Origin of the sequence: Sphaerisporangium perillae (assembly GCF_023276435.1) — a bacterium.
GTDB lineage: Bacteria > Actinomycetota > Actinomycetes > Streptosporangiales > Streptosporangiaceae > Sphaerisporangium > Sphaerisporangium perillae.
In genome coordinates this window covers 94572-116650 of sequence record NZ_JALLPO010000009.1, presented here as the reverse complement: position 1 = coordinate 116650, position 22079 = coordinate 94572, and the positions used below count along the sequence as shown (strand labels likewise).

25 protein-coding genes and 1 pseudogene are annotated in these 22079 nt (G+C 71.8%); 20 read left to right on the top strand and 6 right to left on the bottom strand.

Annotated features, from left to right (window positions below; genetic code table 11):
- Positions 1-170 precede the first annotated feature (170 nt).
- The 7 genes from MYF83_RS10995 to MYF83_RS10965 all read left to right on the top strand — a co-directional run bounded on the left by MYF83_RS10995 (position 171) and on the right by MYF83_RS10965 (position 7026).
- On the top strand, positions 171-1094 hold the full coding sequence (locus tag MYF83_RS10995) for an ABC transporter substrate-binding protein (RefSeq protein WP_248960145.1): 924 nt from the start codon (positions 171-173) through the stop codon (positions 1092-1094).
- Positions 1091-2269: an MFS transporter gene (locus MYF83_RS10990; protein ID WP_248960144.1), complete on the top strand. Its 1179-nt coding sequence runs from the start codon at positions 1091-1093 to the stop codon at positions 2267-2269. Before MYF83_RS10995 ends, MYF83_RS10990 begins: the two co-directional genes overlap by 4 nt.
- Complete coding sequence (locus tag MYF83_RS10985) at positions 2266-3345, top strand: LacI family DNA-binding transcriptional regulator (RefSeq protein WP_248960143.1); 1080 nt, start codon at positions 2266-2268, stop codon at positions 3343-3345. Before MYF83_RS10990 ends, MYF83_RS10985 begins: the two co-directional genes overlap by 4 nt.
- A 164-nt stretch (positions 3346-3509) precedes the next feature.
- Complete coding sequence (locus MYF83_RS10980) at positions 3510-3749, top strand: hypothetical protein (protein WP_248960142.1); 240 nt, start codon at positions 3510-3512, stop codon at positions 3747-3749.
- A gap of 37 nt (positions 3750-3786) precedes the next feature.
- On the top strand, positions 3787-4680 hold the full coding sequence (locus tag MYF83_RS10975; RefSeq protein WP_248960141.1) for a tyrosine-type recombinase/integrase: 894 nt from the start codon (positions 3787-3789) through the stop codon (positions 4678-4680).
- Positions 4681-4867: 187 nt separating this feature from the next.
- On the top strand, positions 4868-5770 hold the full coding sequence (locus tag MYF83_RS10970) for a Sco1979 family transcriptional regulator (protein ID WP_248960140.1): 903 nt from the start codon (positions 4868-4870) through the stop codon (positions 5768-5770).
- Between the two features lie 350 nt (positions 5771-6120).
- Positions 6121-7026 (top strand): helix-turn-helix transcriptional regulator, encoded by a 906-nt coding sequence (locus MYF83_RS10965; protein WP_279339401.1) that lies wholly within the window; start codon positions 6121-6123, stop codon positions 7024-7026.
- A gap of 56 nt (positions 7027-7082) precedes the next feature.
- On the opposite strand, the pseudogene MYF83_RS10960 reads toward MYF83_RS10965, so the two are convergent.
- Positions 7083-7172 (bottom strand): annotated as a pseudogene (locus MYF83_RS10960) (iron chelate uptake ABC transporter family permease subunit); the annotation flags it as partial.
- Positions 7173-7189: 17 nt separating this feature from the next.
- On the opposite strand from MYF83_RS10960, the gene MYF83_RS10955 reads away from it, so the two are divergent.
- The 6 genes from MYF83_RS10955 to MYF83_RS10930 all read left to right on the top strand — a co-directional run bounded on the left by MYF83_RS10955 (position 7190) and on the right by MYF83_RS10930 (position 11441).
- A complete protein-coding gene (locus MYF83_RS10955) occupies positions 7190-7372 on the top strand; it encodes a hypothetical protein (protein ID WP_248960138.1) in 183 nt (60 codons plus the stop codon).
- A 140-nt stretch (positions 7373-7512) separates the two neighbouring features.
- Positions 7513-7938, top strand: a complete 426-nt coding sequence (locus MYF83_RS10950; RefSeq protein ID WP_248960137.1) for an SPW repeat protein — start codon at positions 7513-7515, stop codon at positions 7936-7938.
- Between the two features lie 123 nt (positions 7939-8061).
- A complete protein-coding gene (locus tag MYF83_RS10945; RefSeq protein ID WP_248960136.1) occupies positions 8062-9117 on the top strand; it encodes a DNA topoisomerase IB in 1056 nt (351 codons plus the stop codon).
- Positions 9114-9539, top strand: coding sequence for a phage holin family protein (locus MYF83_RS10940; protein ID WP_248960135.1), 426 nt, complete (start codon positions 9114-9116; stop codon positions 9537-9539). The genes MYF83_RS10945 and MYF83_RS10940 overlap by 4 nt, the downstream gene beginning before the upstream one ends.
- A gap of 33 nt (positions 9540-9572) precedes the next feature.
- Positions 9573-10313 (top strand): DUF3618 domain-containing protein, encoded by a 741-nt coding sequence (locus MYF83_RS10935; RefSeq protein ID WP_248960134.1) that lies wholly within the window; start codon positions 9573-9575, stop codon positions 10311-10313.
- A 153-nt stretch (positions 10314-10466) separates the two neighbouring features.
- On the top strand, positions 10467-11441 hold the full coding sequence (locus tag MYF83_RS10930; protein WP_248960133.1) for an alpha/beta hydrolase: 975 nt from the start codon (positions 10467-10469) through the stop codon (positions 11439-11441).
- A gap of 2 nt (positions 11442-11443) precedes the next feature.
- On the opposite strand, the gene MYF83_RS10925 is transcribed toward MYF83_RS10930, so the two are convergent.
- The 4 genes from MYF83_RS10925 to MYF83_RS10910 all read right to left on the bottom strand — a co-directional run bounded on the left by MYF83_RS10925 (position 11444) and on the right by MYF83_RS10910 (position 13699).
- Positions 11444-11806, bottom strand: coding sequence for a fluoride efflux transporter FluC (locus MYF83_RS10925; RefSeq protein ID WP_248960132.1), 363 nt, complete (start codon positions 11804-11806; stop codon positions 11444-11446).
- On the bottom strand, positions 11803-12153 hold the full coding sequence (locus MYF83_RS10920; protein WP_248960131.1) for a DUF190 domain-containing protein: 351 nt from the start codon (positions 12151-12153) through the stop codon (positions 11803-11805). Before MYF83_RS10920 ends, MYF83_RS10925 begins: the two co-directional genes overlap by 4 nt.
- Positions 12153-12572 (bottom strand): fluoride efflux transporter FluC, encoded by a 420-nt coding sequence (locus MYF83_RS10915; RefSeq protein WP_248960130.1) that lies wholly within the window; start codon positions 12570-12572, stop codon positions 12153-12155. Before MYF83_RS10915 ends, MYF83_RS10920 begins: the two co-directional genes overlap by 1 nt.
- A gap of 263 nt (positions 12573-12835) precedes the next feature.
- The gene (locus MYF83_RS10910) at positions 12836-13699 is read right to left on the bottom strand and encodes an NAD(+)/NADH kinase (RefSeq protein WP_248960129.1); all 864 of its coding nucleotides are present in this window, start codon (positions 13697-13699) and stop codon (positions 12836-12838) included.
- A gap of 363 nt (positions 13700-14062) precedes the next feature.
- On the opposite strand from MYF83_RS10910, the gene MYF83_RS10905 reads away from it, so the two are divergent.
- From MYF83_RS10905 to MYF83_RS43675, 3 genes are all read left to right on the top strand, one after another.
- Positions 14063-14395 carry a histone-like nucleoid-structuring protein Lsr2 gene (locus MYF83_RS10905; RefSeq protein WP_248960128.1) on the top strand — a complete coding sequence of 111 codons (333 nt, stop codon included), beginning with the start codon at positions 14063-14065 and terminating at the stop codon, positions 14393-14395.
- Positions 14396-15456: 1061 nt separating this feature from the next.
- Positions 15457-15930 carry a hypothetical protein gene (locus tag MYF83_RS10900; protein ID WP_248960127.1) on the top strand — a complete coding sequence of 158 codons (474 nt, stop codon included), beginning with the start codon at positions 15457-15459 and terminating at the stop codon, positions 15928-15930.
- Positions 15927-17102 carry a zinc-dependent alcohol dehydrogenase gene (locus MYF83_RS43675; RefSeq protein WP_248960126.1) on the top strand — a complete coding sequence of 392 codons (1176 nt, stop codon included), beginning with the start codon at positions 15927-15929 and terminating at the stop codon, positions 17100-17102. The genes MYF83_RS10900 and MYF83_RS43675 overlap by 4 nt, the downstream gene beginning before the upstream one ends.
- A 215-nt stretch (positions 17103-17317) precedes the next feature.
- Here the strand turns inward: MYF83_RS43675 and MYF83_RS10890 are convergent, their stop codons facing one another.
- A complete protein-coding gene (locus tag MYF83_RS10890) occupies positions 17318-18010 on the bottom strand; it encodes a hypothetical protein (RefSeq protein ID WP_248960125.1) in 693 nt (230 codons plus the stop codon).
- A 133-nt stretch (positions 18011-18143) separates the two neighbouring features.
- Here MYF83_RS10890 and MYF83_RS10885 point away from each other — a divergent pair, with 133 nt between their 5' ends.
- The 4 genes from MYF83_RS10885 to MYF83_RS10870 all read left to right on the top strand — a co-directional run bounded on the left by MYF83_RS10885 (position 18144) and on the right by MYF83_RS10870 (position 22068).
- Positions 18144-19406 (top strand): sensor histidine kinase, encoded by a 1263-nt coding sequence (locus MYF83_RS10885; protein ID WP_248960124.1) that lies wholly within the window; start codon positions 18144-18146, stop codon positions 19404-19406.
- The gene (locus tag MYF83_RS10880) at positions 19403-20089 is read left to right on the top strand and encodes a response regulator (protein ID WP_248960123.1); all 687 of its coding nucleotides are present in this window, start codon (positions 19403-19405) and stop codon (positions 20087-20089) included. The genes MYF83_RS10885 and MYF83_RS10880 overlap by 4 nt, the downstream gene beginning before the upstream one ends.
- A 202-nt stretch (positions 20090-20291) precedes the next feature.
- Positions 20292-20960, top strand: coding sequence for a CBS domain-containing protein (locus tag MYF83_RS10875; RefSeq protein WP_248960122.1), 669 nt, complete (start codon positions 20292-20294; stop codon positions 20958-20960).
- A 160-nt stretch (positions 20961-21120) separates the two neighbouring features.
- On the top strand, positions 21121-22068 hold the full coding sequence (locus MYF83_RS10870) for a universal stress protein (RefSeq protein ID WP_248960121.1): 948 nt from the start codon (positions 21121-21123) through the stop codon (positions 22066-22068).
- Positions 22069-22079: the final 11 nt, after the last annotated feature.

Below are 22079 nucleotides of genomic sequence, written 5' to 3'. Positions count from 1 at the left end.
GTGAGCTTTGCCGCATCGATTTAACCGCAAACGATTGCGATGGCCAGCAGCATGAGGTTTGATCGTGTGACTGTCAAGAGGGGAGACCGCCGTCGGCGCGGGGGTGCAAACGAGTGCGGCTATCATGTGGCGGATCCATACAAGCCATCGAAGAAGGAGAGTCACGACAGGTGAGAGGGCAACTCGTGGTCGGCGCCTTCAGCCCTTCGGTGCTGCTGCGCGTCAGCCGGCGTCTCGGCCTGCTCGGCGACCGGGGTCTGGACGTGCTGGAGCAGCCCGTCCCCTCCTCGCCCGCGCAGTTCCGCGCACTCCTCGACGGCGACCTCGACGCGGCGCTCACCAGCCCGGACAACGTCGTCGCCTACCGTTTCGACCCCGGCAACCCGCTGGGGGAGACGGCGGACGTGCGCATCGTCGCGGCGATCGACCGCGGCCTCGGGCTCGGCCTGTACGCCCGGCCCGGGATCACCACCGCGGACCGGCTGAAGGGCGCGGTCATCGGCGTCGACGTGCCCGGCTCTGGCTTCGCCCTCGCGCTCTACGCACTGCTCGCGTCCCTGGGACTGGACCGCGCCGACTACCGCGTCGTCCCCCTCGGCTCCACGCCTCGCCGCCTCGAGGCGCTGATGGCCGGGGACTGCGACGCGACGATGCTGAACGCGGGCAACGAACTGCGGGCGGAGGACGCCGGGTCGGCACGCCTCGTCAGGCTCGTCGACGTGTGCCGCCCCTACCTCGGAACGGTGCTGAGCACGGTCGGCGACCGGCGGAGGGCCCTCGTCGAGGCACTCGCCGGCGCCCTTCGCGACGCCGCCCGCGAGATCACGGCCGGGAACGCCGACCGCGTCGCCGTCGAGGAGGCGGCCGCGGCGCTCGGCCTCCCCGAGACCCTGGCCCGCCGGTACCTCCAGCGGCTGAAGGATCCCGAGGAAGGCCTCGTCGCGGACGGGGTCGTCGACCTCCAGGCGATGGAGACGGTCGTCGGCCTCCGGCGCAGGTACGTGCCGGCGACGGCCGGCGGCGCCGACGTGCTCGCGACCGCGCTCGAACCGTCTCGCGGCCTGCTCGACCCGCCCGGGGCGGCCGGGCGATGACCGCGGCCGCCGCGCCGGGACGGGCACCCCGGCTGTTGCAGCTGATCACGTTCGTCAGCACCCTGGACCGGTTCGCGATGCCGCCGATGCTGATCGCGATAGCGCACGAACTCGGGGCGCCGCTCTCCGCGATGGTCAACGCGGCCGGGGCGTACTTCCTCGCGTACGGGCTCATGCAGCCGGTATGGGGGATGATCTCCGACCGGGTCGGGCTGGTGACGACCATGCGGATGGCGCTGTCGCTCTCGGCGGTGAGCACGATAGCCGCGGCGTTCACCCAGACGACCCTCGGCCTCGGCATCGCCCGCGGGCTGGCCGGGGCGTGTTTCGGCGCCGCCATCCCGGCGGCCCTCATCTACGTCGGCGACACGGTGCCGGCCCACCTGCGGCAGCGGGAGGTGACCGCTCTCATGGTCGGCGTCGCGCTCGGCACCGCGCTGGCCTCGATCGGGGCGGGGGTGCTGGCCCAGTTCGCCAGCTGGCGGGCCGCGTTCCTCCTGACCGGCCTCGCCGCGGTCGTGCTCGCCGTCGCGCTCGGCCGCCTCCCCCGGCCGCCGCGCGCGCGAGCGCACACGAGCGTCCTCGCCCCGCTGCTGGACGTCGTCCGCTCCGGGCCGACCAGGCTGGTGCTGGCCCTGGCCTTCACCGAGGGAGCGGTGCTGCTCGGTGTGCTGACCCTGCTCCCCGCGGCCGTCGAGGCCTCCGGCGCCAGCACGTCCGTCGCCGGAGCGGTCACCGCCGTGTACGGCGTCGCGGTCCTGGGATTCGCCAGGGTCGTCGGGGCGCTGTCGCAGCGCATGCACGCGTCGAGGCTCATCGCGCTCGGCGCCGTCGCGGCCGCGGTGGCGTGCGGGCTTACGGCCCTGTCGCGCGCGCCCGGCGTGGCGCTGGCCGCCGCCGGGCTCCTCGGACTGGCCTGGGCCTCGATGCACTCGTCGCTGCAGACGTGGGCCACCGAGGTGCTGCCGTCGGCGCGGGCCACCGTGGTCTCCGCCTTCGCCGGGGCGCTGTTCCTCGGCAGCGCCGTCGCCGCCGTTCTCGTCGGAGGGCTCGCGGAGAGCCACAGGTACGCTGAGATCTTCGGCTGGGCGACCGTGCTGGCGATTCCGCTCGGCCTGTTCGCCACCCTGGGACGCACGCGCTGGATCCGACCTGAAGGAGAGCCAGGCCGTTGAGACCCGACCAGCCTCCCGTTCCCTCGCAGGAGGGAACCGTCAGGCGTACCTCCGCGCAGCAGCCGCCCACGCTGCGTGACGTCGCCGAAGCCGCCGGGGTGCACGCCGCCACGGCGTCGCGGGCGCTCAACCCCAAGACGCGGCGGCTCGTCAGCGCCGACACGGCGCGGCGCGTGATGAAGGCCGCCAAGACCCTGGGGTACCAGCCGAACCCGATCGCCCGGAGCCTGAAGACCTCGAAGTCGAGCACGGTCGGGGTGGTCGTCCCCGACCTGACGAACCCGCTGTTCCCCCCGATCGTCCGCGGCATCGAGAACGTTCTGGAGGTGGCCGGCTACAGCGCCTGGATCGTCAACACCGACAACGACCGCGAGCGCGAGCGCACCCGCATCGACTCGCTGCGCTCGCGTCATGTCGAAGGCCTCATCATCGCCACGGCACGGCTGGACCATCCTCTGCTCGGGAGCCTGCACGAGCAGGGCGTCAAGATGGTCCTGGTCAACCGCCGCGTCGAGGACCTCCAGATCCCCTTCGTCACCGCCGACGACGCCGGCGGGATCGCGCTGGCCGTGCGCCATCTCGCCGGCCTCGGCCACACGCGGATCGCCCATCTCGCCGGACCGCGGAACACCTCCTCCGGAGTGGTGCGGGCACGGGCGTTCCGGCACGCCATCCGCGACCACGAACTGGAGGACGACCCGGCCCTCATCGCCGAGTGCGCGTACTGGAACGAGGCCGACGGCGCCGACGCCATGCGCGGGTTGCTCGACCGCGGGACCCCGTTCACCGCGGTCGTCGCCGGCAACGACCTCATCGCGCTCGGCTGCTACGACGTCTTCGCGGAGCGAGGCATCTCCTGCCCGGAGGACATCAGCGTCGTCGGCTTCAACGACATGCCCTTCCTGGACAAGCTGCGCCCTCCCTTGACGACCGTCGGCGTGCCGCACGGCGACATCGGAGCCGAGGCCGCCCGCATGCTGCTCGACTGCATCGAGGGCCCCGAGCGCCAGTCCCATTCGCTCCTGCTGCCGGTCTCCCTGGTCATCCGCGGCTCCACGGCCCGCCCTTCCGCGTGAGCAACTGGTGGAGTTCGCGTTGTCTGCTGCTGGAGCGGAAGGTTGAATCGCATACAGGTTGATCTTGTGTCCAAGATCGCTAGGACCGTAACATAATCCACGTTATGTTACGGTCGCGTGTTACTCTCACGAGAGATCGTTTAGACCCTCGCGAAAGGCCCGCCATGGCCAACCCCTTTTTCCGCCTCGATCTGCGGGTAAGAGTCGAAGGGCACTCACCCGCCGATATCCGGGCTCGGGCGCTGCTCGCGGCAACGCGATTCTTCGGCAAGGACGCGCAACTCGACGTGATGAGCGCCGACGTCGAAGAGGACCCGGAGCGCGAGGGCAACTATCGGGCGGAAGTCGTCTTCCGGCAGGCGCTCGATACGCACAGCGCTGACTACGAGGCCACGACCCGATAACGTTGATCATCAGGCCCGGCGCCGGCGAGGCAGACGGGTGACCGTCGAGGTCGCGGTCCGCCCGGGAGGCGACGTCGCGCTCCTGCTCGACCTGCCGCCCATCGTCATGGAGATCACCGCGATGTGGCTGGCGTCCCGCAAGTCGCCGCACACCCGCGACGCCTACCGGCGCGACATCCGGCTGTGGTTCACCTACTGCGCGCGGACGCGCCTTGATCCGCTGGAGATGAAGGTCCGGCATGCCGAGCTGTACGCCCGGTGGATGGTCGAACAGGCCGCCGAGGACGACGAGAAGCCGCCGACGAAGCGGACGGTCGCGCGGCGGATGTCGGTGGCGTCGGCCTGGTACCGGTACCTCATCAAGAACGACGCCGCGACGCGGAACCCGTTCGCGGAGGCGGACCGGCCGAAGGTCGCGCGTAAGCAGCCGGAGACGGTGGCGCTCACCCGAGCCGAAGCTCACGCGCTCATCGAGGCGGCCGACGCCGACCACGGGCCGGCGCGGCTGCGCACGGCGGCGCTGATCCGGCTGCTGCAGCTGGGGATCCGGGTGACCGAGGCCGTTAACGCGCAGATCGACGACCTGGGCTACAGCCGCGGGTATCGGACGTTGCGCGTCAGGTTGAAGGGCGACAAGAAGCTGGTCCGCCGGTTGCCGGTGGAGACGACGTACGCCCTGGACCAGTACCTGGCGGACAGGGCGGCGCGGGCCGGAGTGGAGCTGCGGGACCTTCGCGGGCCGCTGTTCACGACGTCCGGTGGCCAGGCGTTGCCGCGGGGCAGGGCGTGGGAGCTGGTCGCGCGGATCGCTCGGCAGGCGGGCATCGAGTCGAAGGTGACGCCGCACGGGCTGCGGCACACCTGGGCGACGCTCGCCGAGGAGGCTGGGGCGAAGCCGCGCGAGATCCAGGAAGCGCTCGGGCACGAGTAGTTTGAGACGACCCTGATCTACCCGCATATGCGGCGTGGCCGGGAAGGCCGTCGGCCGCGGCGGCCGGGCTACGGCGGGCCGGCGACGTCTTCGCGTGGAGCCGCCCATCGGATATCGTCCCTCGAGACGCCGGTGAAATGAGAGGCTGGGGAATGCTCGGGAGCCGGTGGTCTAGCGGAGAGGGAACATGAGCACTTCTCAGGCCTGGGGTGACCTAGAGGACGATCACATTCTGGACCAGCGGGAGGCGGGTCCCACGGTGTTCCGGATGCTCGTGGGCTCCGAGCTGCGCCGCCTGCGCGAGGCCGCGGAGATCAGCCGGGCGAAGGCGGGCTACGCCATCCGGGCGTCGGACACCAAGATCAGCCGCCTGGAGCTCGGGCGCACCGGCTTCAAGCCACGCGACGTGGCCGACCTGCTGACCCTTTACGGCGTGACGGGCGACGCCGAGCGCCAGACCCTGCTGGCCATGGCCGAGCAGGCCAACACCCCTGGCTGGTGGCACGCCTACAGCGATGTGGTGCCCTCCTGGTTCGAGGCCTATATCGGGCTCGAGCAGGCCGCCGCCGTCATCCGCACCTGGGAGGTGCAGTTCGTCCCCGGCCTGCTGCAGACCGAGGACTACGCGCGCGCCGTCATCCGGCTCGGGCTCGACGTCACCGAAGCCGAGGTCGAGCGCCGCGTGCGCCTGCGGATGAGGCGTCAGCGCATCCTCAGCGGGCCGGACGCCGTGAAGTTGTGGGCCGTCATCGACGAGGCGGCGCTCCGGCGCCCGGTCGGCGGGCCGGGGACGATGCGCGCCCAGGTCGAGCATCTGCTGGAGATCGGCGAGCTTCCCAACGTCACCGTCCAGGTGATGCCGCTCAGCTTCGGCGGGCACTCGGCGGGCGGCGGGCCGATCGCGATTCTGCGCCTGCCGGCCGGCGCGCTGCCGGACGTGGTCTATCTCGAGCAGCTCATCACGGCCCTCTACCCGGACAAACCCGCTGAGATCCAGCATTACTGGGACGTCATGAACCGCCTGAGCGTCGAGGCCGAGCCGCCCGCCGCGACCGCCAGGACCCTGAGGCGGATCCTCGGCGAGCTGTGACGGCGGCGCGGCCGGCCTTCGGGCGCCCGCAGGCGGTCGCGTCGTCATGGACGTCTACCGGACGCCCTTCCCGGAGGACCCGGCGCATGGCGTGGCCACGGCCGTCGGCCGCGGGATGCCTCGCAGGGCTTCGCGGTTGCGGCGGTACTCGTCGTCGTCGATCTCGCCGCCGCGGAGCCGTACAGGTACATCTGCATGATCTTCTCTTCTCTCGGCGCGCGCCTGCCGGCGCGCGGGGGATCGTTGCCATATGCCTCTGACCTGCCAGGACGCGCTCTACCCGGGAGTATTTAAGCTGGGTGTAATAGTCCCCCCCTAACCGCCCATTTATGTCATAACGTGACCGTCTCCTGGGAGACTTCCTCCGCGCTCGGCGTGAGTCCACGGATCTGAAGATGGTGGGGCTGACCGGGGGCGGCCGGCGCAGGACGCCCGGGCTGCGCCGCGAAGAGGTCGCGATGCTGGCCGGTGTCAGCACCGACTACTACGTCCGCCTGGAGCAGGGGCGCGAGCGCCGTCCCTCCGAGCAGGTGCTGGACGCCCTGGCGCGCGTCCTGGACCTCGACGCCGACGCCACCGAGCACCTGTACGAACTCGCCCATCCCCGGCCACGCCGCCGCCTGACGGACGGCCGCGCCGAGCGGGTCAGCCCCAACCTGCTGCGGCTCCTGATGGGCTGGGAGGCGACACCGGCGGTCGTCCACGGGCGGTACATGGACGTGCTCGCCACCAACCGGCTGGCCGACGCCCTCTACGCGGGGCTGGCCAACCGCGACAACCTGATCCGGATGACCTTCCTCGACCCGGGGGCGCGCGACCTGTACCCCGACTGGGAGAAGATCGCGCGCGACAAGACGGCGCACCTGCGCTCCGCGGCGACCGACCCCGACGACCCCTACCTGCCCTCGCTGGTCGAGGAGCTCTCCGCCCACAGCGAGGAGTTCCGCCGGCTGTGGGCACGCCACGACGTGGGCGCCAAGACCAGGGAACGCAAGCGTTTCCACCACCCCGACGTCGGCGACCTGGACCTCTCCTACGAGTCGTTCACCGTGAACAGCGCGCCCGGCCAGCAACTCCTCATCTTCCAGGCCGACCCCGGCAGCGCCTCGGAGTACGCCCTCGGCCTGCTCGGAGCCCTGGTGGCCGACGGCTCCGCCCGCGCCCCCGGCTCGGCCGAACCCGACCTGACGCGCTTCTCGCCGCCGGTCCTCGGCGGGCGCGGCTCGCCGCCCATGCAGTGGCGCACCAAATGGTGACCAGCAGGGGACCGGAACCTCGCGCCCGCGATCGCGGCCGTCCCGCCGCCGAGGACCAGGAGGGCGACCAGCGCGCCGGTGGCCGCTCCGCGGTCCAGGCCGACGATGTCGGGACTGCCCAGCGGGTTGCGGGTGAGGCTCTGGGAGACCGCCCCTCCGGCGCATGAGTCCGGGCCGGTTCGCCATCGACATCTCGCCGCTGCGTACCAGCCGCGACTTCCGCTACGTCTTCGCCGCGCGCCTTGTGTCCCTCGCGGGCATCGGGGTCACCGGCGTCGCGCTGGGGGTCGGCGGCCGGCGCTCGGGGGTATGGGTCGGCCGTTGCGCCGAGGTCAGCATGTCCTGATATATCCAGATACGTCCGGTAAGTGGATGATCGGTGCTGAACATCCGAAATATTTGCCCTGCCCACCGTGACCCGGCTCCCCGGCAGGGGTATGGCGAAATTGATCCGTTCCGCGAAGGAAAACGGAAGGCGGTGAGGTCATGACTAGACCGACCGGCCTGGAAGCGCACCCCGACATCGTCGCGATGCGAGCCAAGTACGAACGGGCGAGTTCCAGCACGGTGGCACAGGTGATAGACGGGCTCACGCTCCTGGCAGGGCTCTACCTGGCGATATCGCCGTGGGTGGTGGGGTTCAACGGCCTGTCCCGGCTCGCGGTGAGCAACATGGTCACCGGGCTGGCGCTGGCCGCCCTGGCCCTTGGTTTCGCGTCGGCGTTCGGCCGTACCTACGGGCTGACCTGGATCGCGCCGATCCTCGGAGTATGGACGATCCTGTCCCCGTGGATCATCCGGTCGCATACGACCGGTTCGATCTGGAACAACGTCATCACGGGCCTGGTCATCCTGCTCCTCGGGTTGGGGGCCATGGCGGTGGGAAACCGGAAGATGCCGATAAGGCAGTAGAGGAGCGGCCGGCCGGGTGTGGCGGCCTGCCCGCCACACCCACTTCGCGGCCCCGTCCAGCGGACGGGCGCCGGCCACGGTGGCCTGGCCGTTTGCCGCCCTCAGCACGGGTATGGGGTCGTCGTGGAGCTTCGAGAGAGCAATCCCGCCGAGCCGGGCATCCGCCGCAGGCGCCGGGGACGCGGGTTCGGTTATCACTGGCCCGACGGACGGCCGGTGAAGAACCGCCGCGTACTCACCAGGATCAAAGACCTCGCTATCCCGCCCGCCTGGACCGACGTGTGGATCTGCCGGTCCGGCGACGGCCACATCCAGGCCGTCGGCACCGACACGGCCGGACGGCGCCAGTACCGCTACCACGACGTGTGGCGGGAAGAGCAGGACGTCGCGAAGTTCGACAGGGTGTGCGACATGGCGCAGCGGCTCCCGGCGTTCCGTGAACGCGTCGCGAAGGACCTCGAGCAGCGGTGTCTCACCCGTGACCGCGTGCTGGCCGCCGCGGCCCGGATGCTCGACATCGGATTCTTCCGGGTCGGGGGAGAGGCGTACGAGTCCTACGGGCTGGCCACCCTGCGCACCGAGCACGTGACCTGCGGCAAGGGGGTGATCACGTGCGCCTACCCCGCGAAGGGCGGCAAGATGCGCGAGGTGAGCCTGATCGACGAGCAGGTCTGCGAGGTCGTCTCCGCGCTCCACCGCCACGCGGACGGAGGCGAGCTGCTGCGCTACCAGGAGGGATCTGTGTGGGTGGACGTGCGCAGCGAGGACATCAACGCCTACCTGCGCGACGTCATGGACTTCGAGGCGACGGCCAAGGACTTCCGCACCTGGCACGCCACCGTCCTCGCCGCGGTGGGCCTCGCGGTCTCCTCCCGGGCCCGTAACAGGACCGGCAGGAAGCGGGCGGTGAGCCGCGTCATGAAGGAGGTCGCCGACTACCTCGGCAACACCCCGGCCGTCGCCCGGACGTCCTACGTGGATCCGCGGGTGATCGACGCGTTCGACAAGGGCCGCACGATCGAAAGGGCGCTAGTCGAGCTCGGCGCCGACGCCGGCTTCGGGCAGCTCGCCACGCACGGTGGCGTGGAGCGCGCGGTGGTCGCCCTGCTCCGCCGTTCACAGCCGATTCCGGCCGGTGCCGCCCGCCGGCGCCGGGGAAGGAAAGGGGTAAAGCGATGACCGACCTGAAGGAAGCCCCGCCCGTCACCAAGCCGTACGCCTCCCTCTCGACCGCCGAGCTGGTCAAGCACCTGTCCGAGGACGTGTCCCGGCTGGTGAAGGACGAGATCCGGCTGGCCACCCTCGAGCTCACCCGCAAGGGCCGCAAGGCCGGCCTCGGGGCCGGGCTGTTCGGCGGCGCGGGAGTGATCGCCCTCTACGGCGGCGGCGCGCTGGTCGCGGCGCTGATCCTGCTGGTGGCACAGGTGCTCACGCCGTGGATCGCCGCCCTGATCGTGGGGGTGGTGCTGCTGATCGTCGCCGCGGTGCTCGCCCTCGTCGGCAAGCGGCAGGTGGCCAGGGCCACGCCGCCGCTTCCCGAGGAGGCCATCCGCAACATCAAGGCCGATGTCGATGCCGTGAAGGAGAGCGCACATCGTTGACCTCCTCCCCGCGGCCACGCTCAAGGAGATTCGATGACAGAGACCGACCCGATCGGCGCCCCGGAGCGCCCGACCGCAGGTGAGGTGGGCCTGCACAGGCAGGAGCCGGGCACCGCGACGCCCGAGTCCGCCGGCCCCTCGCTCAACGTCCCGGAGGTCCACGTGCCTCCGAAGCCGTACGTCAAACCCGTGGTGAGCCACGGCAGGGGCGATCCTCTCGCCGGTCTGTCCGAGACGACCACCGTCCAGGCCGCCGCGGAACCGCCCTCCGTCCACACGGTGGCGGAGTCGCAGAAGGCCCCGCCGCGCGGCCGGCACGACGGGAAGCGCGGCTCCGAGGCCGACCGGCTGCGCGACGACATCGTCCGCACCCGCGAGGAGCTCGGGCGCACGGTGGAGGCGCTGGCGCACAAGGTGGACGTGAAGTCCAGGGCGCAGCAGAAGATGGCGGACACGAAGGCCGCCGCCAGGGAGAAGGCCGCCGGCGTGGCCGACCGGCTGCGCGGCGTCGCCTCGCACTCGGCCAGGACCGCCACGGAGAAGGCCGGAACGACCCGCGAGGCGGTCCCGGTGCGGCTCAAGGACGTCGCCGGACAGGTGTCCACGCAGGCGAGGCGCCGCCCCGCCGTGGTCATCGCGATCGGCGCGGCCACCATGGTCGGAGCGGGCCTGCTCAACTGGGCCGAACGGCGCGGCACGCGTACGAGGTCCGCGGCCAGGACCTCGCGCGCGACCACCCGCACCGCCCGCCGGACGACGCGCCGGCACCACTGACCTCGGAGTGCCGAACGGGAGGGAAAGAGCAGGTCATCCACGCATGTCGCGGTTGTGGGGGCGTGGGGTCCGGCGGAGGCTCGTGGTGTGCCCCCCGGCATCGCCACCGGCTTCCGCCGCGCCCGCCACGACAGACCGCACGAGGTGAATGACATGCCGCTTCACCCCAACTTGGACCCCGAACTGGCCGCAGGGCTCGAACGGGCCTTCATCCCGCCCATCGACTTCGCCCGCCTGTCACCGCAGGACCTGCCCGAACTGCGCCGCAGGATGGCCGCGGGGTTCGCGGCCATGCCGCCGCCCGCCGGGCCGGCCGTGGAGATCGAGGACCGGCAGGTGCCAGGGCCGGACGGCGAGCCCGACATCAGGCTGCGGATCTACCGGCCGCCGGCGGCACGTGGCCAGTCGCCCTGCCTGTACTGGATCCACGGCGGCGGGATGATCCTCGGCATGGTGGAGATGGACGACGCCCGGATGGCGTCCTTCGTCCGGGACGCCGGATGCGTGGCCGTCTCGGTCGAGTACCGCCTGGCCCCTGAGCACCCGCATCCGGCTCCCGTCGAGGACTGCTACGCGGGCCTGGTGTGGACGGCCAAGAACGCCGGCGAGCTCGGCGCCGACCCCGACCGCATCGTCGTGGGCGGCGCGAGCGCGGGGGGCGGGCTCGCGGCGGGCACCGTCCTGCTGGCGCGCGACCGGGGAACCCCGGCGGTCGCCTTCCAGCTGCTGCTGTCCCCGATGCTGGACGATCGCGGCATCACCCCCTCCAGCCGGGAGTTCGAGGAGGCGCTGACGTGGAACCGCGCCGCCAACGCCTTCGGGTGGACGGCCCTGCTCGGGACGGCGGCCGGCACCGACGGGGTGTCGCCGTACGCCGCGCCGGCCAGGGCGGCCGACCTCAGGGGGCTGCCGCCGGCCTACATCGACGTCGGCGAGCTCGAGATCTTCCGCGACGAGTGCCTGCACCACGCCCGGCGGCTCGTCCAGGCGGGGGTGTCGACCGAGTTCCACCTGTACCCGGGGGCGTTCCACGGGTTCGACGCCATGGTGCCGGACGCCGAGCTGAGCCGCAGGGCCGCGGCGGACCGGGTGGCGGCACTCAAGCGGGCGCTGGCCCCGGACCGCTGACCTCACCCTGCCACGAGGTGGGCGAGGAGCGCGCCGCAGCCGGCGGCGGCGAGACCGGCCGCGATGCCGGCGACGACGTTGAGGACGGCGACCAGCCTGGCCCCCGTCTGGATCAGGCGCAGCGTCTCGTAGCCGAACGTCGAGTACGTGCTGAGCGCGCCGCAGAAGCCGCTGCCCAGTAGCGCCATCATCCCCTCGCCGGCGGGGAGCGCGGCGAGGAAGCCCAGCAGCGCCGACCCGGCGACGTTCACGATGAGGGTGCCCCAGGGGAAGGTCGTCTCGTACCTGCTCTGGACGGCGCGATCGGTGAGGTAGCGCAAGGGCGCGCCGACGGCGGCTCCGGCGGCGACGAGCAGCAAGATCATGGAGCCGCCTCGCCCTGCCGCCCCGCGTAGCGGATCACTTCCACCGGGTCCAGGACGACCAGCCCCTCGGTGACCAGCTCGTCGAGCCGGGGGAGGAAGGCGCGGATCCGCTCCTCGGCGTCCACGATGATGATCACTACGGGGAGGTCCTCGGACAGCGACAGGATGCGGGTGGTGTGGATGCGCGAGGAGGCCCCGTAGCCCTCGATGCCGCGGATCACGCTCGCCCCGGCCAGCCCCGCCTCGTGGGCCCGGCGCACGATCTCGTGATAGAGCGGCCGGTGGTGCCACTGGTCGGACTCTCCGATGAAGACGGACAGCCGTACGGCGGGGCCTTCGATCTTCACTATGACCGTCCCTTCCGCAGGAGGCGGAGCGTCGCGCGGGCCGCGACGGCCCCGGCGTACACGGCGGGCACCGCGCAGATCACCGTGCCGGCCAGGTAGGCGAGCGCGGTGCCGAGCGCCCCGGCCGCGGCGGCGCGGCCGATGTCGATGACGTAGCCGGAGAAGGTGGTGAACCCACCGAGGACGCCGACCCCGAGGAAGGGGCGGAGCAGCCGGTGGACCTGGCCCACCTCGCTGATCATGGTCATGAGCACCCCGATCAGCAGGCAGCCGGTGACGTTCGTCACGAACGTGGCCCACGGGAAGCTCCCCGGCGGATGGGGGAAGGCCGTGCTCAGCCCGTACCGGGCGAGGGTCCCGATCACCCCGCCGGCGGAGATCACCCCCAAGGTGGACCACGCAGCGCCTAGCCGTTCCATGGGTCCGACCTTACGACCGTCGCGCGAAGGCGCGAACGCCGGCCGCGCTGTCAGCGAGTGAAGATCGCAGTCACCATCCCTGCTTCGTCAGGAGGAGAAGGTGCTCCCCAGCAGCGAGCTTTCCGCCGCCCTCCTGCCCGACCGGTCGAAGATCGACATCAGTGACCACACGGCGTACTAGCGGCGGCGGGTGACGGACCTGCGGCGCGCCCGCCGGCCGGCGGGCGCACTCCGGCGGGAGGCGCCCCTGTCCGCCATCGCCGTCAGTCGACCTCGGCGCTGCCGCTGACCCGCAGCTTGCGCCGGGCCCGCTCGTAGAACGTGGTGGTCCCGAGCCGGACGACCTGGCCGGCGGCGCGCACCGCCGTCACGGTGACCCGGTCGCCGGGGGACAGCCGCCCGCCGATCGAGCCGTCCACCTCGACGGCCAGTTGCCCGCTGGTCGGCAGCAGCTCCAGGGTGACCTCCTCGTCGGCCGACAGCACCAGGGCCCGGTTGAACGAGGAGTGCGCGGCCGCGGGCACCACGAGGAACCCTTCGACCAGGGGGGAGACGATCGGTCCCCCGGCGGAGAAGTTGTAGGCGGTCGACCCGGTGGGCGTCGCCACGATGACCGCGTCGGAGGCGTAGCGGACGAACGGGTGGCCCTCCACCGAGATCGCCACCGCGGAGAGCCGGTCGCCGGGGATCCGCACGAGGGCGATGTCGTTGAACGCGGTGACGGCCGGGCCGGCCGGCAGCGACGCGCGGACCGCCATACGGGGCTCGACGGTGAAGTCGTGGTTGTCGATGGCCGACAGCGCCGGCGGCAGTTCGTCGACGTCGATCTCGGCGAGGAACCCGAGCTTGCCGAGATTCACGCCGAGGACCGGGGTGGAACGCCCGCAGACCAGCCGCATGGTGCGCAGCATCGTGCCGTCGCCGCCGAGGCTGACCAGCAGGTCGGCGCGGTCCACCAGGGTGGCCGCGTCGACGCGCACGGCGCTGCAGTCGATGCGGTCCACCTCGTCCGGCAGGCCGAGCACCGTGACGTTCCTGGTGCGGGCCCACTCGACGATCGTGTCGATGGCCTGCTTGGAGTCGCGTTTCGGATGCAGTACCAGGCCTACGGTCTTGACCATGCCCATGAGGCAACTGTACGGGCCCGGGGTACCACCGGCGCCGCCCGTGGCCGCAGCGGGGAGGGGCGGGTGCGGCGTTCCGGCGTCGCGCCGCACCGCGAGAAGGCCGTCGCCACCCTGGTGAATCTGTAGCCGACACTATCCGCGATCGCCCTTTTAGGTGGTGCTGACACCAGTTTGTGGCTCAGCGTGCGACCGTGGGGCCAGATGACCGGCCGACCGGCGCTCCGATAAACGGAGGCGGCGGCCGGAAACGGCTAAGTTACACCAAGGGACCGCCAATGCATCGCCCTGTTCTCCGCGTGGGAAGCGACGGAAACCGGGTATATTCTTGAGGTGTCAAACTAAGCCCTGTGAAAGGAGTGGGAGATGGCGACACAGATCCAGACGCTTCTCATCGACGATCTGGAAGGCGGCGAAGCAAAAGAGACCGTGGTCTTCGCGATTGACGGCACCAGCTACGAGATCGATCTGAACGACAAAAACGCCAGGAATCTCCGCGAGGCTCTTTCGCCTTTCGTCTCCAGCGCGCGCCGGGCCGAGGGCGTCCCTGCCCGGGGTCGCAAGCGCGGCGGCTCCCAGCGTCCCTCTCGCGACAAAAGCTCGGAGATCCGCGCTTGGGCCAAGGCGCATGGGCTGAACGTCAGCGAGCGGGGCCGCATCGCCTCGCACATCGTGGCCCAGTACGAAGCGGCACAGTGAATGATTAACCCGTCGCGCCCGGATTAGTCGCCCGACGAGCACGAGATCCGCCGCCTGGATCGTCTCACGCGGACCGCCTTTGTGGCGGCCGTGCTCGCACCGGGCAAAGGCCGTCCGAGTGGGGAGGACGGCCCCAGCCCGATCGATGTCGCCCGCAGGCGATGGGTCTGGCCTGCAGGTCCTCGGCGTTCGCGGCCGCCGGTTCGCGGTTCGTGATTCCCGCGAAGTAGTGCTCACTTCAGCAAGTATGTCACTATGAGCACTATTCCTTACCATGCCATCGTGTTACCCGTGCCAACGGCCGACCTGGAGAGTTCCTGGGAAAACACGTGCCTGCCGCACACCCGTCATCGGGGCGGCTTTCCGCGCATAACAGGTGCGAGACGACGCCATCACCGCTTCGCAAGCGACCCCTGAGTCTTCCGGCGTCCCGGTGGCAGGTATGCCGCCGACCGGCGTCCACGGCAATCCGAACTCATCCGGCCGGCCTGTGACTTGCCGCGCGGGCGATACCGCGCCACTATCTTGGATCCTCTCCGCGGCCGAGGCGGCCGGCCTGGTCATGTGCCGGCACCGCCGAACCGGGCCCCGTCCCGCCGGCCGGCTTTGTAATGGCCACGGGCGGCGAGGATTGCCCGGGCATTTCCCGGGGTGAGGACAATCCCGGCCCCCGCGCGTCCCTGGCCGCATGCGGTCATTCGCCACCGCCGTCCCCTGCCCAAACCACGGCGTTACATACGATCCCGATAACGCAATGCCCGCGCCGGCCGTATTGGCGGCCCTCCGGGCCGTGCCGGGCGGGAATCCCGGGAGCCATTTTGTGACCTTGGGTAAGCGTCCTATGGCGGTATGTCGTGACTTTCTGGCTCCTGTAAGGGATAGGAGCGAGCGGCGTGTCCGCCCGTCACGGTGCCGGGCGAGGACGGCCATCCCGGCCCCTCCGGTGGCCACGACGCGATCAGGCGGCCGTCAACTCCTCCTCAAGTGGTCGTGGGCCCGAGGTAGCCGTGGGTGGGAATGGGTAGCCATTCGAGCAGTTGTCCATCAAGGGGGAGAGGGCAATGAAACGTGCTGTTCTGGGCGGACTGACGCTCGGGGGCATCGGTCTGGGCGTGATGCGTTGGCTCTCGTCGCGCCGCACCAAGGTCCGGACGCGGCAGGCGGCGAGCCGCTGGCTGATGGTCACCATCAACCGCCGGCCCGAGGAGGTGGTGCCCGACGGGCGGCTGCCCGAGCCGCTGGCGAGGCTCGGCGACGCGATCGAGGTGCAGGTGCGCGAGGCGCCCGGCGACCGGGGCACCGAGCTCGGCGCCCGGCCGATCACGCCGGTGCCCGCCGGGGTCACCGGGGTCCTCGCCCGTCTCGGCGACGAGGATCCGCGCCAGGCGGTGCGCAGGGCCCTGCGGGAGTCCAAGTGCCTGATCGAGACCGGGGAGGTGCTGCGGCCGGACGAGCCGCCGACGACGCGGCCCACTCCCGCGGGAAGGATTCTGGATCTCGCGGCGCAGCGCGCGGGCGGGGAGGGACGGCTGTGAAGGCACTCTGCTGGCAGGGCGTGAACGAGTTGTCGGTGGAGCACGTCCCCGACCCTCGGATCCTCAACGCCCAGGACGCCATCGTCAAGGTCAAGCTCACCACCACCTGCGGATCCGACCTGCACCTGCTGGGCGGTTACATCCCGGCCATGCGCGCGGGCGACGTCATCGGCCACGAGTTCCTCGGCGAGATCGTCGAGGTCGGCACGGAGGTGCGCAGGCACAAGGTGGGCGACCGCGTGGTCGTTGCCTCCATCATCGGCTGCGGGCGCTGCTGGTACTGCGAGAACGACCTGTGGTCCGCCTGCGACAACTCCAACACCAAGCCCGCGTTCGCGGACATGCTCTACGGCCAGCCCATCGGCGGGATCTACGGCTACTCGCACGTGACGGGCGGGTACAAGGGCAGCCACGCCCAGTACATCCGGGTCCCCTTCGTGGACTACGGCGCCTTCCACGTGCCCGACGGCGTCGACGACATGGACGCGCTGTTCACCTCCGACTCCGCGCCCACCGGATGGATGGGGGCCGACCTCGCCGGGGTCAGGCCCGGTGACGTGGTCGCCGTGTGGGGGTGCGGCGCCGTCGGGCAGATGGCGGCGCGCGCGGCGATGCTCCTGGGCGCCGAGCGGGTGATCTCCATCGACCGCTACCCCGAACGCCTGGCGATGACCGAGCGCTACGTCGGGTGCGAGACGCTCGACTACACCCGCACCGACATCATCGAGGAGCTCAAGGAGCGGACCGGCGGCAGGGGGCCGGACGTCTGCATCGAGGCGGTGGGCCTGGAGGCCGAAGGCGCCGGGCGGCGACACCTCTACGACAAGGCCAAGCAGCGGCTCGGCATGACGCTCGACCGCCCGATCGCGGTGCGGGAGGCCATCTACGCGTGCCGCAAGGCCGGGTCGGTCTTCATCCTCGGCGTCTTCGCAGGCCTGGTGGACAAGTTCCCGCTCGGCGCGATGATGAACAAGGGGCTCACCGTCAGGTCCGCCCAGCAGCACGGGCAGCGGTACATCCCGAAGCTGCTCGACCTGGTCGCCCGGGGAGAACTGCGCACCGCCCACCTGGCGACGCACACGATGCCGCTCGACCAGGCGCCGAGGGGCTACGACATGTTCAAGAACAAGAAGGACGGCTGCGTGCGCGCGGTCTTCCGCCCCTGGGCCTAGCCGCGGAGGAGGGAGCCGAAGCGGGCCGGCGCCGCCTCGGGCGGCACCGGGCCCGCATCGTCTCTCGTGTGCCGGGTCAGGCGCGGATCGCCTTGGTGTCGCGGTGAGCACGCCGCGGTCGACGGTCACCTCGATCGAGTCGGGGTCGATGCCGGGAAGGTCGAAGCGGGGAGGACCACGTCATCCTTGCGGCGGATGCCGTCGAGCGGCATGACTCAGAGCGCCGGGACCGCGGAGGCGGAGGGCGAGGCGGCGGGGTGGGAGGCCCACTCCTCGTCGCTCATGCGGATCAGCGACAGGCCCATCGCGCCGAAGGTCGCGACCAGGACGGCCGGGCCCGCGAGGGCCGGTATGAGGTTCGCGCTCTGGGCCCCGGCCACGAAGCCGGCGAGCCCGGTGATCGTTCCGGCGGGCAGCCACCAGCCCGCCTTGCCGGCGCGCACGACGGCGAAGGCGGCGAGGACCAGCCCGAGCAGCGAGCCCGCCATCCCGGGCAGCTGCCACCCGGCGATCACGGCCGGCATCCCGGCCGCGTCGATCAAAGCGGCCGCCTGCTCGGGCGGGAGCCGCAGGTAGGCGGCCGACTCGAAGAAGTCCACCAGCATCAGCCCCGACAAGTTGACCAGCCCGAGGACGGAGAGCACGCCGGCGACGTGCGCGAGGACGACGCCGCGCCGCCTGACCAGGTGCAGCATGCCGAGGACGCCGGGGACCAGCAGGACCCAGCAGTAGTGGAGCAGCGTGGCGGCCACGCTCATGGCGCCGGGATGGGCCGCGTAGGCCAGGCCCTCGGCCTGGCCGCTCTCGCCGGTCGGGTCGATGATCATGGACAGCAGGAGCAGGGCGGGAGCCAGAATGAGGGCCACGCCGGCGGCGCGGCGGCGGAAGGAGTTCGCGTCGGTCATCATGGCGCCGAACGCTAGGAGCGGACGCTGCTCCCCGTCGTCAAGGCAGGCCTTGAACCGGGATCCGCCGCGCGGGGGAGGCGAAGTCGGATGCCGGGGGGATGCCTTTCACGGCCCCGGCCTTTACGCTCTGCCCATGTTCCGCCGCGCCCCGCTCGCCGCCTCCGGCGACCCCGGTGTCCCGAGCCCGCCCACCTCCCGGTCTCCCCGGCTCGCGGCCATGTCGCCTCGTGCGGGCCTGTCGCGGCTCGCCGGTCAGCTCGGCGCCGTCGACGTCCTGATCGCGCTCGCGTTCGGCACGTTCGCGGTCGCCGAGGAGCTCAGCGGCGGCAGTGGCCTGCCGGCGCGCCCGAGCCCGGCGTTGTGGGTCGCCGGGGCGGCGGCGACCGCGGTGCTGGTCCTTTTGCGGCGGTCCGTTCCCTTCGGGGTGATGAGCGTGTTCACCGCGGTGAACGTGATCGCGTTTCTCGCCGGCCACCAGGCTCCGGGCGCCTGGCAGTGGTACACCCAGCTGCTCTTCCTGTTCACCCTGCTCACGCGGGTGCCGCTGGGCTCGGTCCGAGGCGTCCTCAGCGTGGTGATGGCGCTCTTCTTCCTCACCGGCCTCGCGATGTCGGAGACCGCCCAGGTCGCCGAGTACGCGGTCGCGGCGGTCATGGCCGCCATCGCGGGCGGGGCCGGCGTCGCCGTGCGGCGCCACCGCCTGCACGCTGTCCGCGCGGACGAGCGCAGCGAGCTGCTGGCCGCCCAGAGCGAGCTGCTCGCCCGCGAGGCCGTCGCCCAGGAGCGCGCCCGCATCGCCCTGGAACTGCACGACATCATCGCCCATAGCGTCAGCGTGATGGTCATGCAGGCCGGCGGCGTGCGGCTGACGCTCCAGGGGGCGCATCCCAAGGCGTGCGAGACGCTCGCGGTCATCGAGGAGACCGGCCGGGGCGCCGTGGAGGAGCTCCATCGCATGCTCGGGCTGCTGCGCGCCCGCGACACCGACGGGCTCACCCCGCAGCCGAGCCTCGCCCGCCTCGCGGACCTGGTGGAACAGATGCGGGCGTCCGGCCTCACCGTGACGGTCGCCACCGAGGGCGACCCCGTCCCGCTCCCGGCGGGACTGGACCTGTCCGCCTACCGCATCGTCCAGGAGTCCCTGACCAACACCCTCAAGCACGCGGGCCCGACCAGGGCGACGGTCGCCATCGCCTACCGCCCGCACGAGCTGGCGCTGGAGATCCTCGACGAGGGCCCGCCGGAGGACCGCGCCCGGCCGGCCGCGATGCCCGGAGGACACGGGCTGATCGGCATGCGGGAGCGGGTGGCGCTGTTCCGGGGGACGTTCACGGCCGGGCCCGTCCCGGGCGAGGGGTTCCGCGTGCGCGCCGTGCTGCCGCTGAGGGCGCGATGAGCGTGCGGGTCGTGATCGCCGACGACCAGGCCATGGTACGCACGGGCCTGCGGCTCGTCCTTTCCACCCAGGACGACCTGGAGGTCGTCGGGGAGGCCGGGGACGGCGACGAGGCCGTCGAGCTGGCACGGCGGCTCAGGCCGGACGTGGTGCTGCTCGACATCGCGATGCCGCGCGCGGACGGGCTCGCCGCCGCCCGGCGCATCCTGTCCGGCACGACGCCGCCGCGCGTGATCATGCTGACGACGTTCGACACCGACGAGAACCTGCGGGCCGCGCTCGCCGCCGGCGTGAGCGGGTTCCTGCTGAAGGTCTCGCCGCCGGAGCAGCTGTTCGCCGCCGTCCGCGCGGCGGCGCGTGGCGAGGCGTTGCTGGACCCGGCGGTGACCTCCCGGGTGATCGCCGGATACGCCGGGGTCACCGGGAACGCGCCGGACACCGGCGGCGCCGGGTACGCGGCAAAGGCGCGGCCGGCGGACGTTCTCACGCCCCGTGAGCTGGACGTGCTGAGGCTCATCGCGCGCGGGCTGTCCAATGCCGAGATGGCGGCGGCGCTGTTCATCGGCGAGGCGACGGTCGGCACCCACGTCAACCGGCTGCTCGCCAAGCTCGCGCTGCGGGACCGCGCCCAGCTCGTCCGGTACGCCTACGAGTCCGGCGTCGTGCGCGCCGGGCAGGGATAGCCCGGCGAAGAACCGGACAGGGATAGCCCGGCGAAGAAGGGGACCCGGCGGGGGTGGCCGGACGGAGGGCGGCGAGGCGGGCGGGCGGCGGGGGCGGCGAGGCGAAGGTCCCCGCCACCTGGGACTTTCGTCGCTGACGGCCCCGCCGCGAGGAGCGGGATGCTGGAATCGGAACCGGAGCCGGGGGGCAGGGGAGGCAGCCATGATCATGAATGTCGGTGACGTCATGGGCAAGGTGGCCATCGCGGTACGGCTGGACACCTCGTTCGCAGATCTCGTCGAGACGATGCGCCGCTTCAAGGTCGGCGCCGTCGCGGTGATCGATCCGGACCGGCGGCCGGTAGGGGTGGTGTCCGCGGACGACCTGCTGCTGAAGGAGATCGACGCGCCGGGCGGCGGGACCGTGTTCGGCGGCCTCGGCAGGCGAAGGGAGCGCGCGAAGGCCGCGGGCAGCACGGCGGCCCAGGTCATGACCAGTCCGGCCATCACCGTCACCGAGGCGACGCCCGTCAGGGACGCGGCCCGGATCATGCACGAGCACCGGATCAGGCAGCTTCCCGTCGTGGACGGCGTCACCGGCAAGATCGTCGGTACGGTCCACCAGTCCGACCTGCTCAGGATCTTCGTCCGGCCGCCCTCCGATGTGCGCGCCGACGTCGAGGAGGCGATCCGCCGGGCCGGCGTCGAGCCGGAGTCGCTGTCGGTCGTGGTCGATCACGGCCTGGTGTCGATCGGCGGCACCGTCCCGCGGCGCTCGCAGATCGCGCTGGTCGTCCAGGGCATCCACGGGATCGATGGCGTCATCGAGGTCGACGACCGGTTGGGCTACGAGACCGACGACCTGATCACCGTGCCACCGCTGTACATCTGACACCTCCCGCGCCGGACCTCGCGCACCTCCCCCGCGCCCGCGAAGCGGCGTGCCCGGCCCGCGGGGTGGGGTGCCGGGCGGCGTGGGGCCGTGTGATGGTGGAAGGAGCACCCGCCCGGCCGGGGGGCGGCGAGCGACGGGTGCGTGGGGGAGGTGCGGCATGGCCGGACAGATCGTCGTCGGGGTCGACGGTTCGCCGTCGGCGGCGGCCGCGGTGGAGTGGGCCGCCGACGACGCCATGCGCAGGGGGGCGCGGTTGCGGATCGTGCACGTGCGCGAGCCGTGGTCCTACGACTTCCCGTTCAAGGCGGCTCCGAGGTCGCAGGACTCGCTGCCGGCGTACTGGCTGGCGGTGCTGGCCGCCACCGTCGACTGGGTGCACAGCTACGCGCCCGGCATCGACGTGAGCGCCGCCATGGTCACCGGCTCCGCCTCGGAGAGGCTGCGAACCGAGTCGGAGGAGGCCGACGAGCTCATCCTCGGCAGCACGGGGCTCGGCGGCGTCGCCGGGGTGGTCCTCGGCTCGGTCGGCAGGTCGGTCGCCTGGCACGCCGTGGGGCCGGTGGTCGTGGTGCGGCGCTCCCCGCCGACCCGGCACGGCGAGATCGTCGTCGGCTTCGACGGATCGCGGCTGTCGGAGGCCGCCATGGAGTACGCCGTGCAGGAGGCCAGGCTGCGCGGGGCGCGGGTGCGCGTCCTGTACGCCTGGCGGACGCCGCCGTTCGCGCCCTACGCGACCGCGCACGCGGGCGGTGTGGCCGAGGCGCTGGTGGAGGTGTCCCAGGAGGTGCGGCGTAGCCTCGCGGTCTGGCAGGAGAGACATCCCGGCGTCCGGATCGACGGGTGTGCCGTGCGAGGGCATCCGGTCCCGGCCCTGTCGGACGCGTCGCGGGAGGCCGACCTGGTGGTCGTCGGTTCCGGCGCGCGCGCGCGGCGCGGTCCGGCCCTGCGGGGCTCGGTCGGGTACGGCGTGCTCCAGCATGCCCGCTGTCCCGTCGCGGTGGTCCGGCCCCGGGGACCGTACGCCTGGCGCCCGGCGAGCGCCGGGAACCCGGAGATGATCGCCCGCGGCCCGCAGGGCAACGGTCAAGGACCATCCGATTTATAGATAAATGTTCC